The following is a 21,858-nucleotide window of genomic DNA, read 5'->3' as shown; positions in this document are numbered from 1 at the left end:
GCCCCATGCCCACGCACTCACGGCTGTGACGATCATGAGAGCCGGAGGCGCGGGTCACTCGATGAGGACCTCGCGCATCTCCTGCCAGAAGCCGGTGACGTGGGCGCGCGCCGCCTGCTCCGCGCGGTCCGCGTCGCCCTCGATCACCGCGGTGAGGACATCAACGTGCTCGTCGACCGCCTCGTCCAGGCGCTGGACCCGTTCCAGGCCGAGGAACCAGAGGCGCAGACTCAGAGTGAGGTAGGTGCCGAGGGTGTCCTGAAGGTAGCGATTGTGCGTGGCGCGATGGACGCAGTGGTGGACGCGCTGGTCGGTGCGGATCAGTGCGCGGATAGTCTGGGCCTGCTGGGCATGTCGGGCCTGCTCGATCTCCGCCAGCAGCTCCGTGGCCAGGCGCCGGTCCTCCACGTCGGCCCGCTCGGCCGCCAGGCGGGCGCCGAGCCCCTCGAGGTCGACCCGCACCTCGGAGACGTGCTTGAGATCGCGCACCTCCACCGGCGCGACCACCATCCCGCGACGGGCATAGACGGTGACCAGCCCTTCGTCGGCCAGGCGCCGCACCGCTTCGCGCACAGGAGTCCGGCCCAGCTGCAACCGGTCACGGAGCTCGGATTCATCGAGCCCGGACCCCGGCGGCAGGGCCAGGGTGACCAGCAGATCTCGGATGCGGTAGTAGGCGATCTGTGACAGCGACGCCGGGGTGACCCCGGGCGGGACGAGCACCGTCAGGCCGTCGAGCGCCCCGTCCCGACCGTCGCGGTCGTGGTCGTCGCGGTCTTCGTCGTCCGACCCCATGGCGTCACTCCCCTCGCTGATATATCTTGAGGATACCCACGGAGAGTTCGGGAGGACGCCATGGCACAGTTGCCGGACCGCGCAGACATCGTCGTCATCGGGGCCGGGGTGGTGGGCAATGCCGCTGTCCGGCATCTCGCCGACCTCGGATGGCGCAACATCGTCCAGATCGACAAGGGTCCCCTGCCGGACCCGGGCGGCTCGACGGGGCACGCCTCGAACTTCGTCTTCCCCGTCGACCACTCCAAGGAGGTCACCGACCTGACGGTGGACTCGCTGCGGCAGTACGAGGAGCTCGGCGTGCTCTCGATCTGCGGCGGCATCGAGGTCGCCCGCAGCCAGGAACGGATGCAGGAGCTCACCCGCCGCATGACCTCGGCGAGATCCTGGGGCGTCGAGGCGCATCTGATCAGCCCGGCCGAGATCCAGGAACTCGTACCGTACTGCAACGCGGACCTCCTGATCGGAGGGTTCCACACGCCCACCGGCGCGATCGTCGACCCGCTGGCCGCCGGCGCCCTCTTCCGCCAGTACGCGGAGGATCTCGGCGCGCTGACCGTCTGTCCCGAGACCGAGGTGACCGACATCCAGGTCACCTCCGGCCGGGTCGAACGCGTCGTCACCGACCGCGGCGAGATCGAGACCGAGCTCGTCGTCGTGGCCTGCGGCGTCTGGAGTCCACGGATCGCCGCGCTGGCCGGGGCATCGATCCCGCTCACCCCGGCCGTGCACCAGATGATCGACGTCGGCCCCATCCCCGAGCTCGAGCGCAGCGAGGAGTGGATCAGCTTCCCGCTGCTGCGGGACATGGACTGCCTGATGTACGAGCGCCAGCGCGGGCCCGACCTCGAGATCGGCTCCTACGCGCACCGGCCGCTGCTGCACCGTCCCGAGGAGATCCCGCCCTACGGAGCGCCGGGTCAGGCCTCCCCGACCTCCTTCCCGTTCACCGAGGTGGATTTCACCCAGCAGCTCGAGCACGCACGGGAGATGTTCCCTCAGCTGCTGACCGCCCCCGAGCCGCCCCGTCAATCGGCCCTGAACGGGCTGCTGTCGGTGACACCCGACGGCGGCGCGCTGGTCGGCGAGACCCCGGAGGTGCGCGGGCTGTGGTCGGCGGCGGCCGTGTGGATCAAGGAAGGCGCCGGGGTGGGCCGCATGCTCGCCGAGCTGATCACCGACGGCGTCAGCGAGATCGACCATCACGGATCCGACATCGCCCGCTTCCACCCCGCCGCCCGCACCCAGGCCCACGTGCTCGCGCGCGCCGCGGAGGGCTTCCCGAAGATCTACGGCATCAGCCATCCCCGGGAGCAATGGCTCTCCGATCGCCCCCTGCGCACCAGTCCGTTCCATCCGCGCACCGACGCGCTGGGGGCCGAGTACTTCGAGGCCGCGGGGTGGGAGCGACCGCAGTGGTACTCCTCCAACGCCGACCTGGTCGAGGAGTACGCCGGGCAGATCACCCGGCGCGACAGCGAGTGGGACGCGCGGTGGTGGTCCCCGATCATCGAGGCCGAGCACCTGGCGATGCGCGAGCGGGTCGCGATGATCGACCTCGGCGCCTTCGCCATCTTCGATGTCTCCGGGCCCGGCGCCCTCGCCCTTCTCGAACACCTCGCGATGGCGAAGGTCGACGTGCAGGTCGGGCGCGTGGTCTACACCCCCATGCTCACCCCCGCCGGCGGGTTCCGCTGTGACCTCACCATCGTGCGCCGCGGGCCCGAGGAGTTCCGGGTGATCACCGGCGGCGCCGAGGGCAGCAGGGATCTGAAGTGGCTGCGCGATCACCTGCCGGCCGACGGCAGCGTGCACCTGGAGGACCGGACCTCGGCCCTCAGCACGGTCGGTGTCTGGGGCCCGCGGGCACGGGCGCTGGTCTCGTCGCTGACGACACATGATCTGTCCGACGCCGCCTTCGGCTTCGGCACCTCGCAGGACGTCGAGCTCGGCTCGGTGCCCGTCTCGATGCTGCGGATCTCCTACGTCGGCGAGTTCGGCTGGGAGATCCATGTCCCCAGCGAGCACGGTCTGCGCCTGTGGGACATGCTGTTCGAGGCCGGCCAGGAGCACGGAGTCCGTCCCGCAGGCATCGGGGTGTACGGCACCACGGGCCGCATGGAGAAGGCCTACCGACTGATGGGAGCCGAGCTCACGGCGGAGTACGACCCGGTCGAGGCCGGGCTGGCACTGCCGAAGGTCAAGCGACCGGATTTCGTGGGCAAGCAGGCCTACCTCGAGGCACGCGAGAGCGGCCCGGCGGCCACACTGTGCACCCTCGCCCTCGAGCCACCGGCCGACGGGACGCCACCGCGCTTCATGACCGGCAGCGAGCCCGTCCTCACGCCGGACGGCGCCCCGATCGTCGACGCCCGCGGGCGGCGCTCCTACGTCACCTCCGCCGGCCCGGCACCGTCGCTGGGCCGCTATCTGCTGATGGCCTACCTGCCGCCGGAGCTGGCCAGCGAGGGGACGCGGCTGCAGGTGGAGTATCTCGGCGGTCATCACCCGGTCTCGGTGCTGACCGTAGGGCGCACGCCCCCGTTCGACCCCGAGGACACCCGGATGAAGGCCTGAGTGCGGCACGCAGAGGGCACTCCTCGTCTCAGCCGGTGACCTCCACCCGGTGCCCGAGCCGTCGGGAGATCTCCCGGGCCCCGCCCAGCAGGGTCTCGGCGGCAGCGGGCAGCTCGTCCGGGGCGAGCCGGTACGTCGGCCCCGCGGCCGAGAGCGCGGCGATCACGGTGCCCTCGGGGCCGTAGATCGGGGCCGCGACGGCGTTCAGCCCGTCTTCGAACTCCTCGACGGCCTGAGCCCAGCCGCGCTCGCGGATGATCCGCAGTTCCCGCCGCAGCAGGTCGGGCGCGGTGATGGTGCGCTCGGTGAAGCGCTCCAGGTCGGCGGCGATCAAGGGCTCGGACTCGTCGCGAGGCAGATGAGCCAGCAGCATCTTCCCGCTGGAGGTGGCGTGCAGGACCGTCCGTCCTCCGACCCAGTTGTGCAGCGCGACCGTCCGGGTCCCTTCCGCCTGGTAGAGATTCACGGCGGATCCGGAGCGGTAGACGGCGAGGTTGACCGTCTCGCCGAGCTCTTCGGCCAGCGCGTCGCACACCGGGCCCGCCTGGTCGGTGAGGTCCAGCCCGGAGCGGGTCGAGGCCGCCAGCCGCAGCACGCCGACCCCGAGCTGCACGACGGAGCCCGCTTCGGAACGTTCGACCAGGTCATGATTCTCCAGCGCCCCCAGCAGGCGCGACGCCGTGGAGACGTGGACGTCGAGCTCGCGCGCGATCTGCCCCACGCCCGACTGCCCGTCGCGCGCAAGGATCTCCAGCACCTGCGCCGCTCGTTCGACCGACTGCACCGTTCCCGTTCCCGGCATGCGATTCCTTCCATCCCTCCTGCTGATACGGCCTGCTCGCAGCGCCCGTCCGACCGACGTCGCCGCGATCGTTGCGCTATACGCAAAGCATTGCGTATAGCGCATCCATGGTGTCACAGTGGAGTACGGACGCATATTGGAGGCACACGATGACCGTGAACCAGAACCCAGGCATGCTGCTCTACCCGCGTCTTCGCAAGTCCCCGTTCTTCTACGCATCGAGGCGTCACGGGGTCGCGAAGTACAGCGTCTACAACCACACCTACCACCCCCGCCACTACGGCGACCCGGTCGCCGAGTACTGGGCGCTCCTGGAGGGCGTCACCCTCTGGGACGTCGGCGTCGAGAGGCAGATCGAGATCTCCGGGCCGGACGCCTTCGATTTCACGAACCTGCTCGTCACGCGTGACCTGTCGAAGTGCAAGGTCGGTCAGTGCAAGTACGTCTTCCTCACCGACCAGCACGGCGGCATCCTCAACGACCCCGTGCTGCTGCGGGTCGAGGAGAACCGCTTCTGGCTCTCCCTCGCCGACAGCGACATCCTGCTGTGGGCCCGCGGCGTCGCCACCTACGCCGGGATGGACGTGCAGATCGAGGAGATCGACGTCGGTCCCGTCCAGGTCCAGGGCCCGAAGTCCTACGCCGTGCTGCGGGATCTGCTCGGGGACGCCGTCGCCGACATCAAGTACTACTACCTCCACGACTTCCAGATCGACGGGATCGACGTGACCGTCTCGCGCACCGGGTACACCGGCGAGATCGGCTACGAGATCTACGTCCACAACGCCTCCCGTGATGCCGAGCGGCTGTGGGAGCTGGTCTGGGAGGCCGGTGAGCCCTACGGCATGAAGGTGATCGGCCCCTGCCATATCCGTCGCATCGAGGGCGGCATGCTCGCCCACGGTGCGGATATCACCGTGGGTACCAACCCCTTCGAGGTCGGCATGGGCTACGACTGGATGGTCGACCTGAACCAGGAGGCGGACTTCATCGGGAAGCAGGCCCTGACCCGGATCAAGGCCGAGGGGCCGAAGCGCAAGCTCGTCGGCCTCGAGATCGCCGGCCCGGAGCTGGGCTCGTACAACGACGGGTCGATGATCGATCGCTTCCCCGTCCATCACGACGGCGAACGGGTCGGCGAGGTCACCTCCGCCTGCCACTCGCCGCGCCTGGGCAAGAACATCGGCCTCGCACTGGTCCCGGCCGGACTCTCGGACCTGGGCACCGAGTTCACCGTCCAGACCGGCGAACCCACCGGGGCCGGAGGCGTCTCGGATTCCGAGCCCGTCGCAGCCGTGGTGGTGCCCAAGCCGTTCATCGACCCGACGAAGGAGCTGCCCAAGAGCGACGTCAAGGAGCTGTCCGGCAGTGGCGCCACAGCAGCCTGAGAGTTCCGCGCCGTGGCCGGCGGCCATGACGGACGCCCCGCAGTTCGAGGTGATCCCGCTGCCGGGCGTCGCCGAGGAGGCGGCCCGGCAGCTGCCGGCCGGTTCGCGGGTGACCGTGACGGCCTCGGGGCGCCACGGCCTGGAGGCGACGCTGGCCACGGCGCGGGAACTCTCCTCTCTCGGATTCACCGCCATCCCGCATCTGGCCGCGCGGCAGGTGCCGGGCGAGTCCGCTCTGGAGACGATCCTGACGGGCCTGGAGTCCGACGGGATCGGGGAGGTGTTCGTCATCGCCGGGGACGCGGCCGAGCCCGCCGGGAGCTTCACCGGGGCCTCGGACCTGCTGGCCGCGATGGCCGGCACCGGGCACGGGTTCACGGCGGGCGTGGGCGCGCATCCGGAGGGCCACCCGTTCGTCGACGAGGAGGAGGCGATACGTCTGCTCCAGGAGAAGGCGGCCACCGCTTCCTACCTGGTCACCCAGATGTGCTTCTCCGCGCAGCCGCTGCTGCGCTGGACGCGGCAGGTCCGTGAGCACGGCATCGAGCTGCCGGTGCGTCCCGGGGTGGCGGCGCCGACGGGCATGAAACGGCTGCTGCGGATCGCGGGCAAGGTCGGCGTCGGGCCATCGCTGCGCCTGCTGGGCAGCCACCGATCCGGGATCCGGCACCTGCTGGGTCCGGGGTCCTGGAGCCCCGATGCGCTGCTGACCGAGCTGGCCCCGGCGTTCGAGGATCCGGCTCTGCGGCTCGAGGGCCTGCACGTGTACACGTTCAACTCGCTGGAGACCACGGGCACATGGTGGGCCGGTCAAAGCCCTGAGCAGAGGCGGCCCGCGAGCTGAGCGGCGTCCCCATCGACGCGGCGACCGGGACCGTCCCACCACTCGCTCAGGCGGATCTGGCAGGGTCGGGAGGGCTCAGACCTCCCCCGAAGGGACCACGTGGATGGAACAGCTGGACCCGGGCGCCGACGACCCCACCGAGACGGTGCGCGACCTCGTGCGTGCGCGGCAGGACCGCGTGCTGCAGAGCCAGGACGATCCAGAGCTCCTGACCGCGCAGCTCCAGCAGGTCCACCAGGAGTTCACCAGGCTGCGGATGCACTACCAGTTCGGCATCGACGAGGTCGAGACGAAGGTCAACGTGCTGCGCCAGGAGTTCGAGCAGATCCACGACTACAGCCCCATCGAGCACGTCCGCTCGCGCCTGAAGTCGACCGAGAGCCTCCTGGAGAAGGCCGTCCGCACCGGCGGCGACATGACCATCGCGGCCATCCGGGAACGGGTCCACGACATCGCCGGGATCCGCATCACCTGCAGCTTCGTCTCGGACGTGTACTGGATCGCGGACATGCTCAGCCGGCAGCCGGATCTCGAGGTGCTCACGGTCAAGGACTACATCGCCGAGCCGAAGCCCAACGGGTACCGCTCGCTGCACCTGCTGGTGCGCGTGCCCGTCTTCCTCTCCGAGCACACCGAGCATGTGCCGGTGGAGATGCAGCTGCGCACGATCGCCATGGACTTCTGGGCCAGCACCGAGCACAAGCTCTCCTACAAGTACCGCCGGCAGCTCCCGGCCCACCTGCGTGCGGAGCTCGACGACGCCGCCCGCGTGGCCACCGATCTCGATGCCCGCATGGAGCGGATGCGCCGCGAGATCCGGCCAATGCCCGAGCACGGCGATACGGACGGCGATGCCGACAGCGGCCGGCGCGGGGACGAGCCCGAGGAGTCGCGCGACGGCCGGGCCCCCGGCGCCTGACCAGCCCCTTTCCCCCGCTCGCCCCTGCGGTCCGCGCAGCGGCGGACCCCACGCCCCTCGGTCCGCACGCTTCCGATCCGCACGGTCGGCGCGGTTCCGTGCCGGCGCCCCGCGACCCATAATGGCCGCATGAGTGACTCGACGAAGCGCGTACTGATCACCGGAGCGACCGGGGGCGTCGGCTCCCACCTGGCGGAGGACCTGAAGCAGGACTACGACCTGGTGCTGCAGGGCCGCAGCGCCGAGAAGGCCCCGCCGGGCACCGAGCTGCAGGTCGCCGACCTCGCCGAGTACGACAAGCTGGTGGCGATGATGGACGGCGTGGACACCGTGGTGCATCTGGCCGGCGCCGCCTCCCCCGAGTCCAGCTGGGATCTGGTGCTGGAGGCGAACCTCATCGGGCTGCGCAACGTCCTGGAAGCCGCTCGTGAGGCCGGGGTGCGCCGCATCGTCTTCGCCTCTTCCAACCACGCGATGGGCATGTACGACCGCCACGAGGAGTGGCCGGTCTACCCCCATCAGATCCAGCGCGGCGATTCCCTGTACGGCGTCTCCAAGATCTTCGGGGAGGCCCTGGGCCGCTTCTACTACGACGAGCACGGCCTGGACTTCATCGCGCTGCGCATCGGCTGGGTCTCGGAGGATCCGCTCGAGGCCGACGAGGACGTCCTGCGCGCCATGTGGCTGAGCCCTGCCGACTGCGCCCGCGTGGTGCGACGCGCCATCGAGGCCGAGGTGCGGTTCGGGCTGTACTACGCGATCTCCGACAACCCCAACCGGCGCTGGTCGCTGACCAACACGACCCTCGAGCTGGGCTACCGTCCCCAGGATTCCTGGACGGATCTGACCGACACCCCGGAGAAGGTCGTCGAAGGCGGAGCGGACGTCCGCGACACCTGGCCCCAGGGGTCCTGACGCTCCTCGCCGCTGCGGGTCGCGCCGTTCAGCTCTTCGTCTCCCCCGCGACGACTGCCTGTGGGTCGAGATCCAGGCGGCGCAGCAGCTGCGCGTTGGCGGCGACCACGATGGTCGAGGCCGACATCAGCAGAGCGCCGACGGCCATCGGCAGCATGAACCCGATCGGGGCGAGCACGCCCGCGGCCAGCGGCACCGCGATGATGTTGTAGCCGGCGGCCCACCAGAGGTTCTGCGTCATCTTGCGGTAGACCGCCGTGGACAGACGCAGGACCGAGAGCACTGCGCGAGGGTCGTCGGAGGCCAGGACCACGCCGGCCGAGGAGATCGCGACATCCGTCCCGGCGCCGATCGCGATCCCGACGTCCGCCTGGGCGAGTGCCGGCGCATCGTTGACACCGTCTCCGACCATGGCGACCGTCCGGCCCTGCCGCTGCAGCTCCTCGACCTTCTCGCTCTTGTGCTCCGGACGGACCTCGGCGAAGACCTCGTCGATGCCGAGCTCGCCGGCGACCGCCTCCGCCACCGGACGTGCGTCGCCGGTGATCATCGCGACCCGGACCTCGCGGTCGTGCAGGGCTGAGATCGCCTCTCGCGATTCCTCGCGCACCTGGTCGCGGAGGCCGAGGGCGCCGGCGACCTGACCGTCGAGGACCACGTGCAGCACGGTGTCGCCGCGATCCGACCACTGGTCGGCCTGTGGCATCGGTTCGAGCCGGTTCTCCTCGAGCAGCTTCGGGCCGCCGACGGCCACCGCTCGTCCGCGGATGTCGGCGGTGACGCCGACCCCGGTGGAGGCGCGGAAATCCTCGGCGCGGGGCACCTCGAGCTCCCGCTCCCGGGCGGCGGCGATGATTGCGCGCGCCAGCGGATGCTCGCTCTCGGACTCGGCCGCCGCTGCCAGTGCGAGGAGCTCGCCGTCGTCCCCGTCGATCGCCTCGAGGTCGGCCAGGGCGGGTTCACCCCTGGTCAGGGTACCGGTCTTGTCGAACAGGACCGTGTCGACCGTGCGCATCCGCTCCAGGGCCGCACGGTCCTTGATCAGCACCCCGGCGCGGGCGGCGCGCTCGGTGGCGATCGAGACGACCAGGGGGATCGCCAGGCCGAGGGCGTGGGGGCAGGCGATGATCAGCACGGTGATCGTCCGGGTGAGCGCGAGGTCCGGGCTGCCGGCGAGCGTCCACACGATCGCGGTGAGGAGCGCGGCGCCGAGCGCGAACCAGAACAGCAGGGCGGCGGCCCTGTCGGCCAGCAGCTGTGCTCGCGTACTCGAGGACTGTGCGTCCGCGACCAGTTTCTGGATGCCGGCCAGCGCGGTGTCGTCACCGACGGCGTCGATGCGCACCGTCAGGGCGCTGTCGGTCGCGACGGTGCCGGCGACCACCGTCGCGTCGGCCTCGCGGTGGACGGGCTGGGATTCGCCGGTGATCATCGATTCGTCGACATCGGCCTCGCCGTCCACGACGGTGCCGTCGGCCGGTATGCGCCCGCCCGGACGGACCCGGACGTGGTCTCCGCGCTGGAGCTCCGAGGGGGCGACCCTGACCACATCATCGTCTCCGACCAGCTTCTCCGCCTCGTCGGGCAGGAGGGCGGCCAGGGAGTCCAGGGCCGAGGAGGTCTGGGCGAGGGAGCGCATCTCCAGCCAGTGGCCCAGCAGCATGATCACGACGAGGAAGGCCAGCTCCCACCAGAAGTCCAGTTCGGAGGAGAGCAGGCCGAGGCTGGCCCCGAGCGAGGCGACGAAGGCGACGGTGATCGCCATGCCGATCAGGAGCATCATCCCGGGGGTGCGGGAGCGGAGCTCCGAGACCGCTCCGGTCAGGAACGGCCTGCCGCCCCAGAGAAAGATGATCGTGCCCAGCACGGGCGGCACCGCGGCCAGGCCCGGGAGGGCCGGCAGGGTGTAGCCGATGAGGTCGGCGAACGTGCGGCTGAGCAGGACTGTCGGGAGGGAGAGAACCAGGCTGATCAGGAACAGCCGACGGAACATTGCGACGTGGTCCTCATGCCCGCCGTGCCCGCCGTGGCCGCCGTGTCCGCCGTGGCCTCCATGGTTCCCGTGATCCTGGTGATCCCCGTGGTGCTCGCGGCTCCCACGGCTCTCCTGGCTCTTGTGCTCGTCGTGGCCGCCGGACCCGTGATGGGCTCCGCTGCCTCCGTGGGACCCGTGGCTGTCGTGCTCGCGCAGATCTGCCCGGGCATCGCCATCGGGGGTCGGGACGCTGCTCATCGTCATGTCCTTCCTGATCGACGCGGACCTGCAGGGCAGTGGGTAGTGCTGGGCTGCGGCACGGCGTCGAAAGGCGTGACGGCGTCGGACCGCCGGCCGCGACGACGCCACCGTACCCCCCAGGGGTATCGTAGGCAACGGCCCCGAAAGGTCTCGCACCCGGCAGGAGCTGGCGCCACGCTCCGCGCGATCAATCTCGTCACGCTTGACCTTTTATACCCCCCAGGGGTATAAATCGTGGAGAGACGACCGCCGACCGGAGACCCCGTCGGCGCCCGAGAACACGAAGGAGAGCCTCATGAGCGCGACCACGAGCCGATTCCAGGTCACCGGAATGACGTGCGGACATTGCGAGATGTCGGTGCGTGAGGAGGTCGGCGAGATTCCCGGGGTCCAGCACATCGAGGTCAGCCACGAGACCGGCGACCTGGTCGTCACCTCGGATCAGCCCGTCGAGGACGGCGACGTCCTGGCTGCGGTCGAGGAAGCCGGCTACTCCGCGACCCGGGCCTGAGAGCCGAAGCCTGGCGAACCGACCGGTCACCCGGCACGGCCGGACGCCCGAGTCGACCCCACGTCCCGAGAGAGAGCCCCATGCCCACGTCACCGTCCCAGCTGCCCCTCGGCGCCGATATCGAGCTCGAGATCGGCGGGATGACGTGCGCCTCGTGCGCCAACCGGATCGAGCGCAAGCTCAACAAGCTCGATGGTGTGACCGCCTCGGTCAACTACGCGACCGAGAAGGCGCGGGTCACGGCGCCTGAGGGCTACTCCCCCGAGGACCTGGTGGCCGAAGTGGAGCGGACCGGGTACACCGCGACGCTTCCGCAGCCAGCGGCCGCCGACGAGGACCCGCACGGCGAGAAGCAGCAGGATCCGGAACTCGCTTCGCTGCGGCAGCGGCTGATCGGATCGGTGGTGCTCTCGGTGCCGGTCATCCTCCTGGCGATGATCCCGGCGCTGCAGTTCACCTACTGGCAGTGGGCCTCGCTCGCCCTGGCCGCCCCCGTCATCGTCTGGGCCGGCTGGCCGTTCCACCGTGCCGCCTGGGTCAACCTCCGCCACGGCGCGGCGACCATGGACACGCTGATCTCGGTCGGCACCGCCGCGGCGTTCCTGTGGTCGCTGTATGCGTTGTTCCTGGGCTCGGCAGGCATGCCCGGCATGAGGCACAGCTTCGAGCTGAGCATCGCGCCGTCCGACGGGGCGGCGAACATCTACCTCGAGGTGGCCGCCGGGGTCACGATGTTCATCCTCCTGGGCCGTTACCTCGAGAAGCGGTCCAAACGACAGGCCGGTGCCGCACTGCGGGCCCTGCTGGACATGGGCGCCAAGGACGTGGCCGTGCTGCGAGGCGGCGAGGAGAGCCGCATCCCGGTCTCCGAGCTGGCCGTGGGCGATGAGTTCGTGGTCCGTCCCGGCGAGAAGATCGCGACCGACGGCACGGTGGTCTCCGGGCGCTCCGCGGTCGACGTCTCGATGCTGACCGGCGAAGCGGTCCCCGTCGAGGTGGGCGAGGGTGACGACGTCACCGGAGCCACCGTCAACGCCGGCGGCCGTCTGCTGGTGCGGGCCTCGCGGGTCGGCTCCGACACCCAGCTGGCGCGGATGGCCGCGATGGTCGAGGAGGCGCAGTCCGGCAAGGCCGAGGTCCAGCGACTGGCGGACAGGGTCTCGGCGGTCTTCGTCCCCGTCGTCCTCACGCTCGCCGTCCTGGTGCTGATCGGCTGGCTCGTCGCGGGGTTCCCCGTCGAGGCCGCCTTCACCGCCGCTGTGGCGGTCCTGATCATCGCCTGCCCGTGCGCGCTGGGCCTGGCCACCCCGACCGCGCTGCTGGTGGGGACCGGCCGCGGCGCCCAGCTGGGCATCCTCATCAAGGGCCCTGAGATCCTCGAGTCCACGCGCCGGGTCGACACCGTGGTGCTGGACAAGACCGGCACCGTCACCACGGGCACCATGACGCTCCTCGACGTCGTCCCCGCCGCCGGCGTGGACCGCGCGGAGCTGCTGCGCCTGGCGGGTGCCGTCGAGGACGCCTCCGAGCATCCCATCGCCCGGGCGATCGCGCGCGGCGCCGCCGAGGAGATCGGCACGCTGCCCACGCCGGCCGAGTTCGAGAACCTCGAAGGCCGCGGCGTGCGCGGCACCGTCGAGGAGAAGACCGTGCTCGTCGGTCGCGAGGGCCTGTTCGCCGAGCCGGTCCCGGGCGAGAGCTCGCACGGGCTGGATGCCGGGCTCCTGGATCTTGCCCTCACCACCGCGAAGGCCGACGCCGAGCGTCAGGGCCGCACCGCCGTGATCGTCGGCTGGGAGGGACAGGCGCAGGGAGTCCTCGTCGTCGCCGACACTGTCAAGCCCACCAGTGCGGAGGCGATCCGCTCGCTCCGCGCGCTGGGACTGACACCGATCCTGCTGACTGGGGACAACCGCGCCGCCGCGCAGCAGATCGCCGCGGAGGTCGGCATCGACGAGGTGATCGCCGAGGTGCTGCCTCAGGACAAGATCGACGTGGTCTCCCGCCTCCAGAACGACGGCAAGGTCGTGGCGATGGTCGGTGACGGCGTCAACGACGCCGCCGCGCTCGCCCAGGCCGACCTGGGCCTGGCGATGGGCACCGGCACCGACGTCGCGATCGAGGCGGCCGACCTCACGCTGGTGCGCGGAGATCTCCGCAGCGCGGCCGACGCCATCCGCCTCTCCCGGCGCACCCTCGCCGTCATCAAGGGCAATCTGTTCTGGGCCTTCGCGTACAACGTGGCGGCCATCCCACTGGCCGCGCTGGGGCTGCTGAACCCGATGCTGGCGGGGGCGGCGATGGCGTTCTCCAGCGTCTTCGTGGTCATCAACAGCCTGCGCCTGCGCGGCTTCGCGGGTCGGGCCGGGGACTCGCTCCCGGCGTCTCGCTGAGCGAGCGCTCAGGTGGCCCCAGCTGCCGCTGCGCGTGCGCTCTGCATCGCGGTGCCGGCACGGCGAAGGCCCCGCCGGGATGCCGGCAGGGCCTTCGTGGTGAGGATCGGGCGGGCCCGGTCCGGGGGTCACGTCATCGCGGAAGCCGATGAGCGTTCCCCGCTGAGTCTCGGGCTGCCCCTCAGTTGGGGCTCGTGTTGTCGGTCCCGCCGAGCTCGCGGAGGAACCGATGGCATTCCTTCGCACGCTCGGCGTCCTGTTCCATGACCTTCTCGAAGAAGGCTGCGATCTCCTCCTGCTCCGCATTTCGCGCATCGCGCACGTACTGGCCGTAATCATGGCCGGCCTTGAGTGCGTGGTACTGCACGGAGATCAGGTCGAACGTGACGTCGTCGAAACCAGTCTGTCCAGCAGGCATGCATTCCTCCTTCAGATCGGCCGGAGGGCGCACCAGGCGATTCACCTCCAGCGACGTGTCACCGGTAAACCCGGCTGATACAGGCTTAACACCGCCGCCGGGAACGGACAAGCCCCGCCCCGCGAATCGAGGTCACAGGCCTTGCCGAGTGGTCAGTGCCTGCTTGTTCGCGAAAGCCATCGGGTGGCCCCGGCGTTCTCCGACTCCCCCGGGGCGCGCCGTTCTCGGGCGGCCTCATCGACATTCCACAAATCCGCAGCGCCTCACGGCGAGGGCATTCCGCCGTTGACGTTCAGCGTCTCCCCCAGCACGTAGCTGGACTCCGGGGAGGTGAGGAAGACGTAGGCCGGGGCCAGCTCGGTGGGCTGACCGGCGCGGCCCAGCGGCGTGCTCTTGCCGAACTCGGGCAGGGCCTCCTTGGGCTGCCCGTCGGAGACCTGCAGCGGCGTCCAGATCGGCCCGGGCGCCACACCGTTGACGCGGATGCCGCGCGGGGCGAGCTGCTGGGCCAGGCCCTTGGTGAAGTTGTTGATCGCGGCCTTGGTCGAGGCGTAGTCGATCAGCGTCTCCGAGGGCTGGTACGCCTGGATGGAGGTGCTGTTGACGATCGTGCCCCCGGCGGGGAGGTGCTTCAGAGCAGCCTTGGTGATGCGGTACATCGCGTGGATGTTGACCTCGTAGGTGCTGACCCACTGCTCGTCCTCGAGATCCTCGAGGCTCTCGATGGCGATCTGGCGCCCGGCATTGTTGACCAGGGCGTCCAGGCCTCCGAGCTCGCGCACGGCGTCCTCGACCAGCTGGGCGCAGAACGCCGCGTCGGAGAGATCACCGGGCAGCAGCACCGCCTTGCGACCGGTCTGCTCGATGACGCCGGCGACGTGCTCGGCATCCTTCTGCTCGGCCGGAAGGTAGTTCATGGCCACGTCCGCGCCCTCGCGGGCGAAGGCGATGGCGACGGCGGAGCCGATGCCGGAGTCGGCGCCGGTGATCAGTGCCTTGCGACCCTCGAGACGGCCGGTGCCGCGGTAGGTGTCCTCACCGCGGTCGGTGCCGGGGATCAGTTCGGCGTCGAGACCGGGTTCGGGCTGGTCCTGCTTCGGCGGCGAGACGTCGGGGAAACGGTCGACGGGATTGACGAGTGCGAGCTGGTCGTTCGAGGCCATATGGATCCTCTCCTCGGTGCGGTTCATCTGTGCGTGACGGCCACGGTGTGCGTGGCCGCCGGTCTGAGAGGGCCCGACGGGCGGTCGCGGGACGCTGCTGTGGGACCACGTGCCGGACCGCAGGTGGCCGCCGGTTCGGGCCCGGCCGCCGGTCGCGAATCAGCTGGACGGTGCGGCGCCGGAGGGGTCGAGGACGACTTTGATGCACCCGTCGTGCTTCTTCTGGAAGAGGTCGTAGCCGACGGGTGCTTCCTCGAGCGGCAGGCGATGCGTCACCAGGTCCCCGACGCCGAGCGGATCGGCGGGGTCCTCGACCAGCGGCAGCAGGTCATCGGTCCACGAGCGCACGTTGCACTGGCCCATGCGCATCTGGACCTGTTTGTCGAACATGGTCAGCAGCGGCATCGGGCTGGCGGTGCCGCCGTAGACGCCGGACAGCGACACGGTCCCGCCCCGGCGGACGAGGTCGATCGAGGTGTGCAGGGCGGCGAGGCGGTCGACGCCGGCGCGCTCCATCATCGGCCCGGAGATCGCCTTGGGCAGCTTCGCGACGAGCGAGTGGGCCAGGCCGGCGAACGGGCTCCCCTCGGCTTCCATCCCGACCGCGTCCAGCACGGCGTCGGGTCCGCGGCCACCGGTCTGCTCCCGGATCTCGTCGACGGTGTCCTCGCCGAGGTCGAACACCTCGATGCCGTGACGCTCGGCCATGGCGCGCCGCTCAGGAACGGGATCGACGCCGATCACACGAGCACCGAGATGGCGCCCGATCCGCGCGCCCAGCTGGCCGACGGGACCCAGCCCCATCACGGCCAGGGTCCCGCCGTCGGGCACGTCGGCGTACTTCACGCCCTGCCAGGCCGTGGGAAGGATGTCGCTGAGGAAGAGGTAGTTCTCGTCGGGCAGCTCCGCACCGACCTTGACCAGCCCGTAGTCGGCGTGCGGAACGCGGAGGTATTCGGCCTGGCCGCCGGGGACCTGTCCGTACAGCTTCGAGTAGCCGAACAGGGCCGCCCCGGAGCCGTACTCCGTGACCTGGGTGGTCTCGCACTGGGACTGCAGCCCGCTCGAGCACATGCCGCAGTGGCCGCAGGCGATGTTGAAGGGGACCACGACGCGATCACCGGGCCGGACGTGGGTGACGTCCTGGCCGACCTCCTCGACGATCCCCATCGGCTCGTGGCCGATGACGTCCCCGGGGCTCATGAATGGGACGAGCACGTCGTACAGATGGAGATCGGAGCCGCAGATCGCGGTGGAGGTCACCCTGATCACCGCGTCGGTGGGCTGCTGGATCGTGGGGTCGGGAACATCCTCCACGCTCACGTGCTCGGTACCCTGCCAGGTCACTGCTCTCATGATCGTGTCCTCGCCTCGATGTCATCCGTGCGGAGGTCTCCACGGTAGAGGCCTGGGGCGTTCACGTCCGCAGGGTCGACCGAAAGGTCTGGGTCGGCGGCAGCTCCGGCACCGGCGCGACCACCACGTCGTGGACCTTCCAGTCCAGGTCACGGATCCGATCGCGAAGCTCCGCGCAGTTCCCGGCCCCTCCCCCATGCTGCTCATGGGGGACGACGAACACCTCGGCGTGGAAGACGTGTCCCTCGTCGCGCACCCGAGCGCGCGCCTCGCGCACCCACGGCGCCGCGTCGGCATGCTGCTCGATCTCCAGGGTCAGCGGGTGCGGCTCGGAGTCGTCATAGGTGCGAGCCTCGGTGTCGGTGAGACCGCCGATCGAGGAGCGGAGGTTCTTCAGGCCGTCGCGGAGGATCGAGACGGAGACGATCAGTGCGCCCACCGAGTCCGCCCACCACAGGCCCAGGCCCACGCCCAGCACACCGCCGATGGTCGCGACAGCGGTGGTCCAGTCCGCCTTGTTCATGTCGGCGTCGGCGAACAGCACCTTGTCGTGCAGCGGCTCGGACAGCTTCAGCTTCATCCGGCCCAGCACCACCGGTCCGATGCTGGTGACGGCCATGACGGCCACCATCAGCCAGCCCGACCAGATGCCGTGACCGGCGATCACGGTCAGCCCCATCGGGGGTCGCTCGACCGTGACCAGCGTCTTGACCGAGTCGATGGACAGGTACGCGCCCATCACCAGCAGTGCGAGCGCGGCAACCAGATGGGCGACCCCGATGGAGCGGTGGAATCCGTAGGGGTGCAGGCGATCGGGTTGCTTGCGGATACGGCGGGTGGCGATCAGGAAGGCGATCGGGGGCAGCAGAGAGAGCATGTCCTCGGCCCAGGCCGCCCGCATCGCCTGGGACTGGCCTGCCACGAGGGCCACCAGGGCGACGGTGGCCGACATCCACGCCAGCGTGATCCATTCCAGGCGGATGGCGCGCTGCAGCACCTTGCGCTGCTCCTGGCCCATCGCATCGCGGCCCGAACCGGTGTCCTCCTCGCCGCCTTCACCATCATGCTCGCTCACAGCTCACCAGCCTCCTTCGCGAGGAACCGCTCGAGATCGACCATCAGGGCATTCTCACCGGGCTGTACACCCATCACGATCTTCACCGTCTTGCCCTCGGGACCCTCGGTGGTCGTATAGGGCCGGGTCAGGGCGATCTTCGAGGACCAGGGTGCCTTCGAGGACAGGCCGCCGACGACGAGGTCGAGCTGGCCGGCCTTCATCTTCTCGGCAAGGGTGTTCTCCCCCGCCGGCACCCAGGTGATCTCGGCGTCGATGGACTCGGCGTACTCGCTCACCAGCTCCACCTCGGAGCCGCTGACCTCCCCCTCGGGACCGACCTCGGTGAACGGCGGGTTCTCGCTGATACCGACGCGCAGCTCACCGCCGGTGGCGCGGTCGAGCGTTCCCTGCGCGTCTGCGGGGAAGTGGCCCTGGCATCCGGTCGCGGCGATGACCAGCATCCCGATGAGGACCAGGAATCGTGTGATCCGTGTGCTCAGCATGAAATCTCCTCCGATGCGGCCGGTCATGCCCCGACCGGCCCTGCACCGGGACACTGTAGGCACACCACGGTCGCTGCTGCGCCCCTCAGCGGCGGGACGGACCGGGAGGTAGATCCACGAGCCGGGTCCACGCATCGCGAGGCCCGCACCGGAGCGAAGGCTCGCCGGACGCACGCCCGCCTCCGACGCGCCCGGTCAGGCCGCGTCGGAGGCGGGCGCCGTGGGGTCGTCAGTCGGTGTTGCGGCCGGTGAGCTTGTCGCGCAGGCGATCGACCATGCCGACACCCGGGCCGACGGACTTGTGGAACAGCTCCGAGTGCGGTGCGTTCGGGTGCGGCCGGGTCGGAGCGGCCTGCTTCGCCTTCTCGACCTTCTCCGCCATCTCCACGAGCTCGCCCTGGGGGATGTTCTCCCGCAGCTTGGGGAACTGCTCGTCCTCCTCGTCGTGGACGTGGTGGTCGAGCTTGTCCTCGAAGGTCTTGATGAGGTCGAGGAACTCGGCGCCGGAGGCGTCGACGTCCTCGAGCTGCTTCATCACGTCGACGAGCTCGTCGTGCTCCTGCTTGTCGTGCTCGACCTCTTCGTCGCCGCCGGGGACGTGCTTCTGCACCGCGGGGTAGACGATCATCTCCTCCGCCACCGAGTGACGCATGACCTCGGCGATCACGGTGTCGGCGGTGTCCCGGCGCTCCTGCGGGTCGGGGTTTCCCTGGATCTGCCGCAGCAGGTCCAGCATGGCGTGATGGTCGGCGGTGAGAACGTCGACGACGTCCTGCTGCGAACTCTGCGTCTCGGTCACGGTGTCCCTCCGTCGGGTGGTGTGCGGGCACGACCGGGCCCCGCTGACGGGGCCGGACTCTCGTGGCCGACGTTAACGCCCGTGTGGCGTGAAGAACACCTTCCCGACCCGGCGGTCGTTCGGGCGCAGGCCCATCATCGGACGCACGGGGCGCGGATCGATCGGCGCCGCCCTCGGGCCAGGTCGACCGGTAGAGACGCGAAGAGGCCCCACCGATCCGGTGGGGCCTCTCTCGCGGGTGCGCCATCAGGGACTCGAACCCCGGACCCGCTGATTAAGAGTCAGCTGCTCTAACCAACTGAGCTAATGGCGCGAACAGATGGAGACTTTACCCGCTCATCCCCTCACGTCCAAGGTGGGCGGGCGCTCTGTGAGCGAGCGAACAGGTCACCGGCTGGTTCCGCCTCGGCCAGACGGAGCGGCCGGGCATCCAGGAATCGCCTAGACTCGACCATCCCAGGAATGTCGGCGCGCGAGGGTCCGGTGGACGCTCGGCGGAGGAGGTCGGAGTGAGGATCGCGGTCACCGGTGCCACGGGTGTGCTCGGGCAGGAGGCGGTGGAGGCTCTGGTCGCCGCCGGACACGAGGTCACCGGGATCACCCGCCGCGATTCCGGCGTACCGATCGTCGAGGGACGAGGCGGCGCGGCCGTCGTCGCCGACGTGTTCGACGCCTCCGACCTCGCCCGTGCCTTCCGCGGTCACGATGTCGTCATCAACACCCTCGCCCACGTGCCCGTCGGCATGGCCGGGCTGCGCCCCCTGGCCTGGCGGGAAGACGACAAGCTCCACCTCGAGGCGTCCGTCGCGATCGCCAAGGCGGCCGCCGAGGCCGGCGTGCGCAAGCTGATCCAGGAGTCCACGATCTTCCTGTACCCGGACAACGGGTCGGACTGGATCACCGAGGATCAGCCGCTCAGCGTCCACAACCAGGCGTTCCGCCCGCGGGTGAAGGAGATGCGGGCCGCGGTGGACTTCGCGACCTCCGGTCGCAGCAGCGTGGTGCTGCGCCTGGGCCAGCTGTTCGGCCGTGACCCGCACACCACCTACGCGCTGAAGGCCACCCGCTCGGGGGACCCGATCCTGCTGGGCCGGCCCGATGGATACGTGACGCTGCTGCACCACACCGACGCCGGCCGCGCCTTCGTGGCGGCCCTGCGCGCGGACAGCGGCTTCTACAACGTCGGCGGGGAGCCGATCCCCCGTCGGCGCTGGGCGAAGGACCTGGCCATGGAGGCCGGTGTCGATCAGCCCGCGAAGTTCTACCCGGAGATCACCCAGGCCATCGTCGGCACCCGGCTGGACACGCAGCGGCGTTCGCTGCGCGTCTCCTCGGTGCGCTTCATGTCGGAGACCGGATGGTGGCCGACGATCGGCCCCTCGACCCCGGGCTGGTCCCGCCGCTGACGCGGCCCGATCGGAGCCTCGGTATCGAACGCCTCCGCCGTCGTGCGCCGGAGCCGGTCAGAGCGTCCGCACGACCCGCGCCGGGCTGCCGACGGCGACGCTGCGGGCAGGGACGTCCCTGGTGACGACCGCTCCCGCCCCGATCACGGAGTCCGCGCCGATGCTGACTCCCGGCAGGATGGTCGCGCCTCCGCCGATCCAGACGTTGTCGCCGACGGTGATCGGCTCGGCCGCCTCCCATCCCTGGCGACGCGGCTCGGGTTCGAGCGGGTGGACGGGAGTGAGCAGTTGGATGTTGGGCCCGAGCTGACAGTTGTCACCGATGCGTATCTCGACCACGTCCAGTGCCGTCAGGTGGTAGTTGACGAAGGTGCCCGCACCGATATGCAGGTTGCTCCCGTAGTCGAGGTACAGCGGGGCTCGCACATGCGCGCCCCTGCCGAACGTGCCGAGTAGATCACCGAGGATCTCCTGGGCTGTGTCGGGGTCCTCGGCGTAGTCGCGGTTGAAGCGCGCCGAGAGGGCCAGTGCCCGGCGGTAGGCCGTCTGGATCGCAGGATCATCGGCGAGGTACCAGTCCCCGGCCCTCATTTTCTCCAGCGGCGAGCGCTGGTCGTCCTCGTCGACATGGAAGCTCTGCATGATCCGAGCCTAGGCGGAAGCAGCGAGCGGTCGTACCGGTCGGGATGCTCCGCGCGGCCGGCACGGCACCGGGATCAGCGCGGCAGGCGCATCCCCAGGCTCGGCGCGGAGTCCACGAAGCCCAGGGAGCGGTAGAGCTTCTGCCCGGGCGGATCGGCGAGCAGGGTGATGTACGGATTCGGCGGCGCGGCGGCATCGATCCGGGCGATGAGCTCCTCCATCACGGCGCGGCCGAGGCCCTGACGCTGATGGTCGGGGTCCGTGGCGATGTCGGCGAGGTGGAAGTACCAGGTGCCATCGCTCAGCACCCTGCCCATCGCGGCGAGGGCGTCGTCGTCGGTGCGCACGGTGGTCCAGGCCCAGCTGGCCCTCAGCGCACCGGCGGCCTGTGCATGGGTGCGTGGGCTCAGCCCGACGATCTGCCGCAGGCGCACGTACTCATCGCTCGTGGGCGGCTCGTTCAGGAGGCGGTACCCGGAGGGGAGGTCGACGTGGTGGTGCTCGCCTGGTGCGGAGTGACGTTCGGGCATGCTCCGATCCTGCCATCCGCGATCCCGCGATCTGCGGGCACCGGTGCAGCTCGGCCGGGTCACACCGGACACAGGCACGCACTGCCACCGGCACTCGCTGGGATCGGCGCATGGCGGTCTCGGCGATACTCGTGGGATGAGCGCTCCGTCCACTCCCCCGGCCGACGATTCGCGCTGCCCGTGCGGCACCGGTGACACCTTCGGTGCGTGCTGCGGGCCCGTGCTAAGCGAGCGGCGGCGAGCAGCCACGGCGGTGGCGCTGATGCGCTCGCGGTACACGGCCTTCGCGATACGGCACGTGGACCATCTGCTGCGTACCTGGCATCCCACCCGGCGCCCCGACCGCGGCGACCTCGCGGAGTCCGTCGCGGCCGACGTGCGATGGCTGCGGCTGGAGCTCGGTGAGACGACCGGGGGCGGCCCGTTCGACCGCGAGGGGACCGTGGAGTTCACCGCCATCGCGCGCACGCCACAGGGCCGCCAGGAGCAGCACGAGGTCTCCCGTTTCGTCCGGGAGGACGGCAGCTGGCTGTACGTCGACGGTGCGCTGTAGAGGCAGCCGTCGAGGCTGCAGAGACTCATCGGCGCCGGCCGCGCGGGGCGG

Annotated in this window: 20 protein-coding genes and 1 tRNA gene; 9 read left to right on the top strand and 12 right to left on the bottom strand. The window is 70.2% G+C overall.

Annotation, left to right across the window (positions count from 1 at the left end; translation table 11 throughout):
* Positions 1-54: 54 nt before the first annotated feature.
* A complete protein-coding gene (locus ACFQS2_RS04655) occupies positions 55-795 on the bottom strand; it encodes a GntR family transcriptional regulator (protein ID WP_377792874.1) in 741 nt (246 codons plus the stop codon).
* A gap of 60 nt (positions 796-855) precedes the next feature.
* On the opposite strand from ACFQS2_RS04655, the gene ACFQS2_RS04650 reads away from it, so the two are divergent.
* Complete coding sequence (locus ACFQS2_RS04650; RefSeq protein ID WP_377792873.1) at positions 856-3,372, top strand: FAD-dependent oxidoreductase; 2,517 nt, start codon at positions 856-858, stop codon at positions 3,370-3,372.
* A 28-nt stretch (positions 3,373-3,400) separates the two neighbouring features.
* On the opposite strand, the gene ACFQS2_RS04645 is transcribed toward ACFQS2_RS04650, so the two are convergent.
* A complete protein-coding gene (locus ACFQS2_RS04645; RefSeq protein WP_377017538.1) occupies positions 3,401-4,174 on the bottom strand; it encodes an IclR family transcriptional regulator in 774 nt (257 codons plus the stop codon).
* Between the two features lie 149 nt (positions 4,175-4,323).
* Here ACFQS2_RS04645 and ACFQS2_RS04640 point away from each other — a divergent pair, with 149 nt between their 5' ends.
* From ACFQS2_RS04640 to ACFQS2_RS04625, 4 genes are all read left to right on the top strand, one after another.
* Positions 4,324-5,562 (top strand): glycine cleavage T C-terminal barrel domain-containing protein, encoded by a 1,239-nt coding sequence (locus ACFQS2_RS04640; protein WP_377017536.1) that lies wholly within the window; start codon positions 4,324-4,326, stop codon positions 5,560-5,562.
* Between the two features lie 25 nt (positions 5,563-5,587).
* Positions 5,588-6,406 carry a methylenetetrahydrofolate reductase gene (locus ACFQS2_RS04635; RefSeq protein ID WP_377792871.1) on the top strand — a complete coding sequence of 273 codons (819 nt, stop codon included), beginning with the start codon at positions 5,588-5,590 and terminating at the stop codon, positions 6,404-6,406.
* 103 nt (positions 6,407-6,509) lie between these two features.
* Positions 6,510-7,325 carry a GTP pyrophosphokinase family protein gene (locus ACFQS2_RS04630; protein ID WP_377792870.1) on the top strand — a complete coding sequence of 272 codons (816 nt, stop codon included), beginning with the start codon at positions 6,510-6,512 and terminating at the stop codon, positions 7,323-7,325.
* Positions 7,326-7,454: 129 nt separating this feature from the next.
* A complete protein-coding gene (locus tag ACFQS2_RS04625; protein WP_377792869.1) occupies positions 7,455-8,240 on the top strand; it encodes an NAD-dependent epimerase/dehydratase family protein in 786 nt (261 codons plus the stop codon).
* 28 nt (positions 8,241-8,268) lie between these two features.
* Here the strand turns inward: ACFQS2_RS04625 and ACFQS2_RS04620 are convergent, their stop codons facing one another.
* Positions 8,269-10,473 (bottom strand): heavy metal translocating P-type ATPase, encoded by a 2,205-nt coding sequence (locus ACFQS2_RS04620; protein WP_377792868.1) that lies wholly within the window; start codon positions 10,471-10,473, stop codon positions 8,269-8,271.
* A gap of 298 nt (positions 10,474-10,771) precedes the next feature.
* Here ACFQS2_RS04620 and ACFQS2_RS04615 point away from each other — a divergent pair, with 298 nt between their 5' ends.
* Together ACFQS2_RS04615 and ACFQS2_RS04610 are read left to right on the top strand one after the other, a co-directional pair.
* Entirely contained in the window at positions 10,772-10,987 is a 216-nt protein-coding gene (locus tag ACFQS2_RS04615; protein ID WP_377792867.1) for a heavy-metal-associated domain-containing protein, read from the top strand.
* Between the two features lie 80 nt (positions 10,988-11,067).
* Complete coding sequence (locus ACFQS2_RS04610; RefSeq protein WP_377792866.1) at positions 11,068-13,380, top strand: heavy metal translocating P-type ATPase; 2,313 nt, start codon at positions 11,068-11,070, stop codon at positions 13,378-13,380.
* A gap of 181 nt (positions 13,381-13,561) precedes the next feature.
* Here the strand turns inward: ACFQS2_RS04610 and ACFQS2_RS04605 are convergent, their stop codons facing one another.
* The 7 genes from ACFQS2_RS04605 to ACFQS2_RS04575 all read right to left on the bottom strand — a co-directional run bounded on the left by ACFQS2_RS04605 (position 13,562) and on the right by ACFQS2_RS04575 (position 18,989).
* Positions 13,562-13,798: an acyl carrier protein gene (locus tag ACFQS2_RS04605; RefSeq protein ID WP_377017522.1), complete on the bottom strand. Its 237-nt coding sequence runs from the start codon at positions 13,796-13,798 to the stop codon at positions 13,562-13,564.
* A 263-nt stretch (positions 13,799-14,061) separates the two neighbouring features.
* Positions 14,062-14,961, bottom strand: coding sequence for an SDR family oxidoreductase (locus ACFQS2_RS04600; RefSeq protein WP_377017520.1), 900 nt, complete (start codon positions 14,959-14,961; stop codon positions 14,062-14,064).
* A 159-nt stretch (positions 14,962-15,120) separates the two neighbouring features.
* A complete protein-coding gene (locus ACFQS2_RS04595) occupies positions 15,121-16,317 on the bottom strand; it encodes a zinc-dependent alcohol dehydrogenase (RefSeq protein ID WP_377017518.1) in 1,197 nt (398 codons plus the stop codon).
* A 61-nt stretch (positions 16,318-16,378) separates the two neighbouring features.
* Complete coding sequence (locus ACFQS2_RS04590; RefSeq protein ID WP_377792897.1) at positions 16,379-17,335, bottom strand: cation transporter; 957 nt, start codon at positions 17,333-17,335, stop codon at positions 16,379-16,381.
* A gap of 53 nt (positions 17,336-17,388) precedes the next feature.
* Positions 17,389-17,877 carry a substrate-binding periplasmic protein gene (locus ACFQS2_RS04585; protein WP_377017516.1) on the bottom strand — a complete coding sequence of 163 codons (489 nt, stop codon included), beginning with the start codon at positions 17,875-17,877 and terminating at the stop codon, positions 17,389-17,391.
* A gap of 229 nt (positions 17,878-18,106) precedes the next feature.
* The gene (locus ACFQS2_RS04580) at positions 18,107-18,676 is read right to left on the bottom strand and encodes a hemerythrin domain-containing protein (RefSeq protein WP_377017514.1); all 570 of its coding nucleotides are present in this window, start codon (positions 18,674-18,676) and stop codon (positions 18,107-18,109) included.
* A 239-nt stretch (positions 18,677-18,915) separates the two neighbouring features.
* A tRNA-Lys gene (locus ACFQS2_RS04575) sits at positions 18,916-18,989 on the bottom strand.
* A 196-nt stretch (positions 18,990-19,185) separates the two neighbouring features.
* Between ACFQS2_RS04575 and ACFQS2_RS04570 the strand changes: the two genes are divergently transcribed.
* Complete coding sequence (locus tag ACFQS2_RS04570) at positions 19,186-20,082, top strand: NAD-dependent epimerase/dehydratase family protein (protein ID WP_377017512.1); 897 nt, start codon at positions 19,186-19,188, stop codon at positions 20,080-20,082.
* A gap of 57 nt (positions 20,083-20,139) precedes the next feature.
* Here ACFQS2_RS04570 and ACFQS2_RS04565 read toward each other — a convergent pair whose 3' ends face one another.
* Together ACFQS2_RS04565 and ACFQS2_RS04560 are read right to left on the bottom strand one after the other, a co-directional pair.
* The gene (locus tag ACFQS2_RS04565; protein ID WP_377017510.1) at positions 20,140-20,724 is read right to left on the bottom strand and encodes a sugar O-acetyltransferase; all 585 of its coding nucleotides are present in this window, start codon (positions 20,722-20,724) and stop codon (positions 20,140-20,142) included.
* A 74-nt stretch (positions 20,725-20,798) separates the two neighbouring features.
* A complete protein-coding gene (locus tag ACFQS2_RS04560; RefSeq protein ID WP_377017508.1) occupies positions 20,799-21,254 on the bottom strand; it encodes a GNAT family N-acetyltransferase in 456 nt (151 codons plus the stop codon).
* Between the two features lie 136 nt (positions 21,255-21,390).
* Here ACFQS2_RS04560 and ACFQS2_RS04555 point away from each other — a divergent pair, with 136 nt between their 5' ends.
* On the top strand, positions 21,391-21,807 hold the full coding sequence (locus ACFQS2_RS04555; protein WP_377017506.1) for a YchJ family protein: 417 nt from the start codon (positions 21,391-21,393) through the stop codon (positions 21,805-21,807).
* Positions 21,808-21,858: the final 51 nt, after the last annotated feature.

It is taken from the genome of Brachybacterium sp. GCM10030267, assembly GCF_042666875.1.
Classification (GTDB): Bacteria; Actinomycetota; Actinomycetes; order Actinomycetales; family Dermabacteraceae; genus Brachybacterium.
Note: the sequence above shows the minus strand (reverse complement) of the source record. Positions and strands in the feature narration are given on the sequence as shown.

Coding starts and splice junctions, on each gene's coding strand:
- ACFQS2_RS04595 (WP_377017518.1), bottom strand. CDS start 16,317: ATGAGAGCAGTGACCTGGCAGGGTACCGAGCACGTGAGCGTGGAGGAT.
- ACFQS2_RS04590 (WP_377792897.1), bottom strand. CDS start 17,335: ATGGGCCAGGAGCAGCGCAAGGTGCTGCAGCGCGCCATCCGCCTGGAA.
- ACFQS2_RS04565 (WP_377017510.1), bottom strand. CDS start 20,724: ATGCAGAGCTTCCATGTCGACGAGGACGACCAGCGCTCGCCGCTGGAG.
- ACFQS2_RS04555 (WP_377017506.1), top strand. CDS start 21,391: ATGAGCGCTCCGTCCACTCCCCCGGCCGACGATTCGCGCTGCCCGTGC.
- ACFQS2_RS04605 (WP_377017522.1), bottom strand. CDS start 13,798: ATGCCTGCTGGACAGACTGGTTTCGACGACGTCACGTTCGACCTGATC.
- ACFQS2_RS04635 (WP_377792871.1), top strand. CDS start 5,588: ATGACGGACGCCCCGCAGTTCGAGGTGATCCCGCTGCCGGGCGTCGCC.
- ACFQS2_RS04640 (WP_377017536.1), top strand. CDS start 4,324: ATGACCGTGAACCAGAACCCAGGCATGCTGCTCTACCCGCGTCTTCGC.
- ACFQS2_RS04600 (WP_377017520.1), bottom strand. CDS start 14,961: ATGGCCTCGAACGACCAGCTCGCACTCGTCAATCCCGTCGACCGTTTC.
- ACFQS2_RS04645 (WP_377017538.1), bottom strand. CDS start 4,174: ATGCCGGGAACGGGAACGGTGCAGTCGGTCGAACGAGCGGCGCAGGTG.
- ACFQS2_RS04585 (WP_377017516.1), bottom strand. CDS start 17,877: ATGCTGAGCACACGGATCACACGATTCCTGGTCCTCATCGGGATGCTG.
- ACFQS2_RS04650 (WP_377792873.1), top strand. CDS start 856: ATGGCACAGTTGCCGGACCGCGCAGACATCGTCGTCATCGGGGCCGGG.
- ACFQS2_RS04630 (WP_377792870.1), top strand. CDS start 6,510: ATGGAACAGCTGGACCCGGGCGCCGACGACCCCACCGAGACGGTGCGC.
- ACFQS2_RS04560 (WP_377017508.1), bottom strand. CDS start 21,254: ATGCCCGAACGTCACTCCGCACCAGGCGAGCACCACCACGTCGACCTC.
- ACFQS2_RS04620 (WP_377792868.1), bottom strand. CDS start 10,473: ATGAGCAGCGTCCCGACCCCCGATGGCGATGCCCGGGCAGATCTGCGC.
- ACFQS2_RS04610 (WP_377792866.1), top strand. CDS start 11,068: ATGCCCACGTCACCGTCCCAGCTGCCCCTCGGCGCCGATATCGAGCTC.
- ACFQS2_RS04615 (WP_377792867.1), top strand. CDS start 10,772: ATGAGCGCGACCACGAGCCGATTCCAGGTCACCGGAATGACGTGCGGA.
- ACFQS2_RS04625 (WP_377792869.1), top strand. CDS start 7,455: ATGAGTGACTCGACGAAGCGCGTACTGATCACCGGAGCGACCGGGGGC.
- ACFQS2_RS04655 (WP_377792874.1), bottom strand. CDS start 795: ATGGGGTCGGACGACGAAGACCGCGACGACCACGACCGCGACGGTCGG.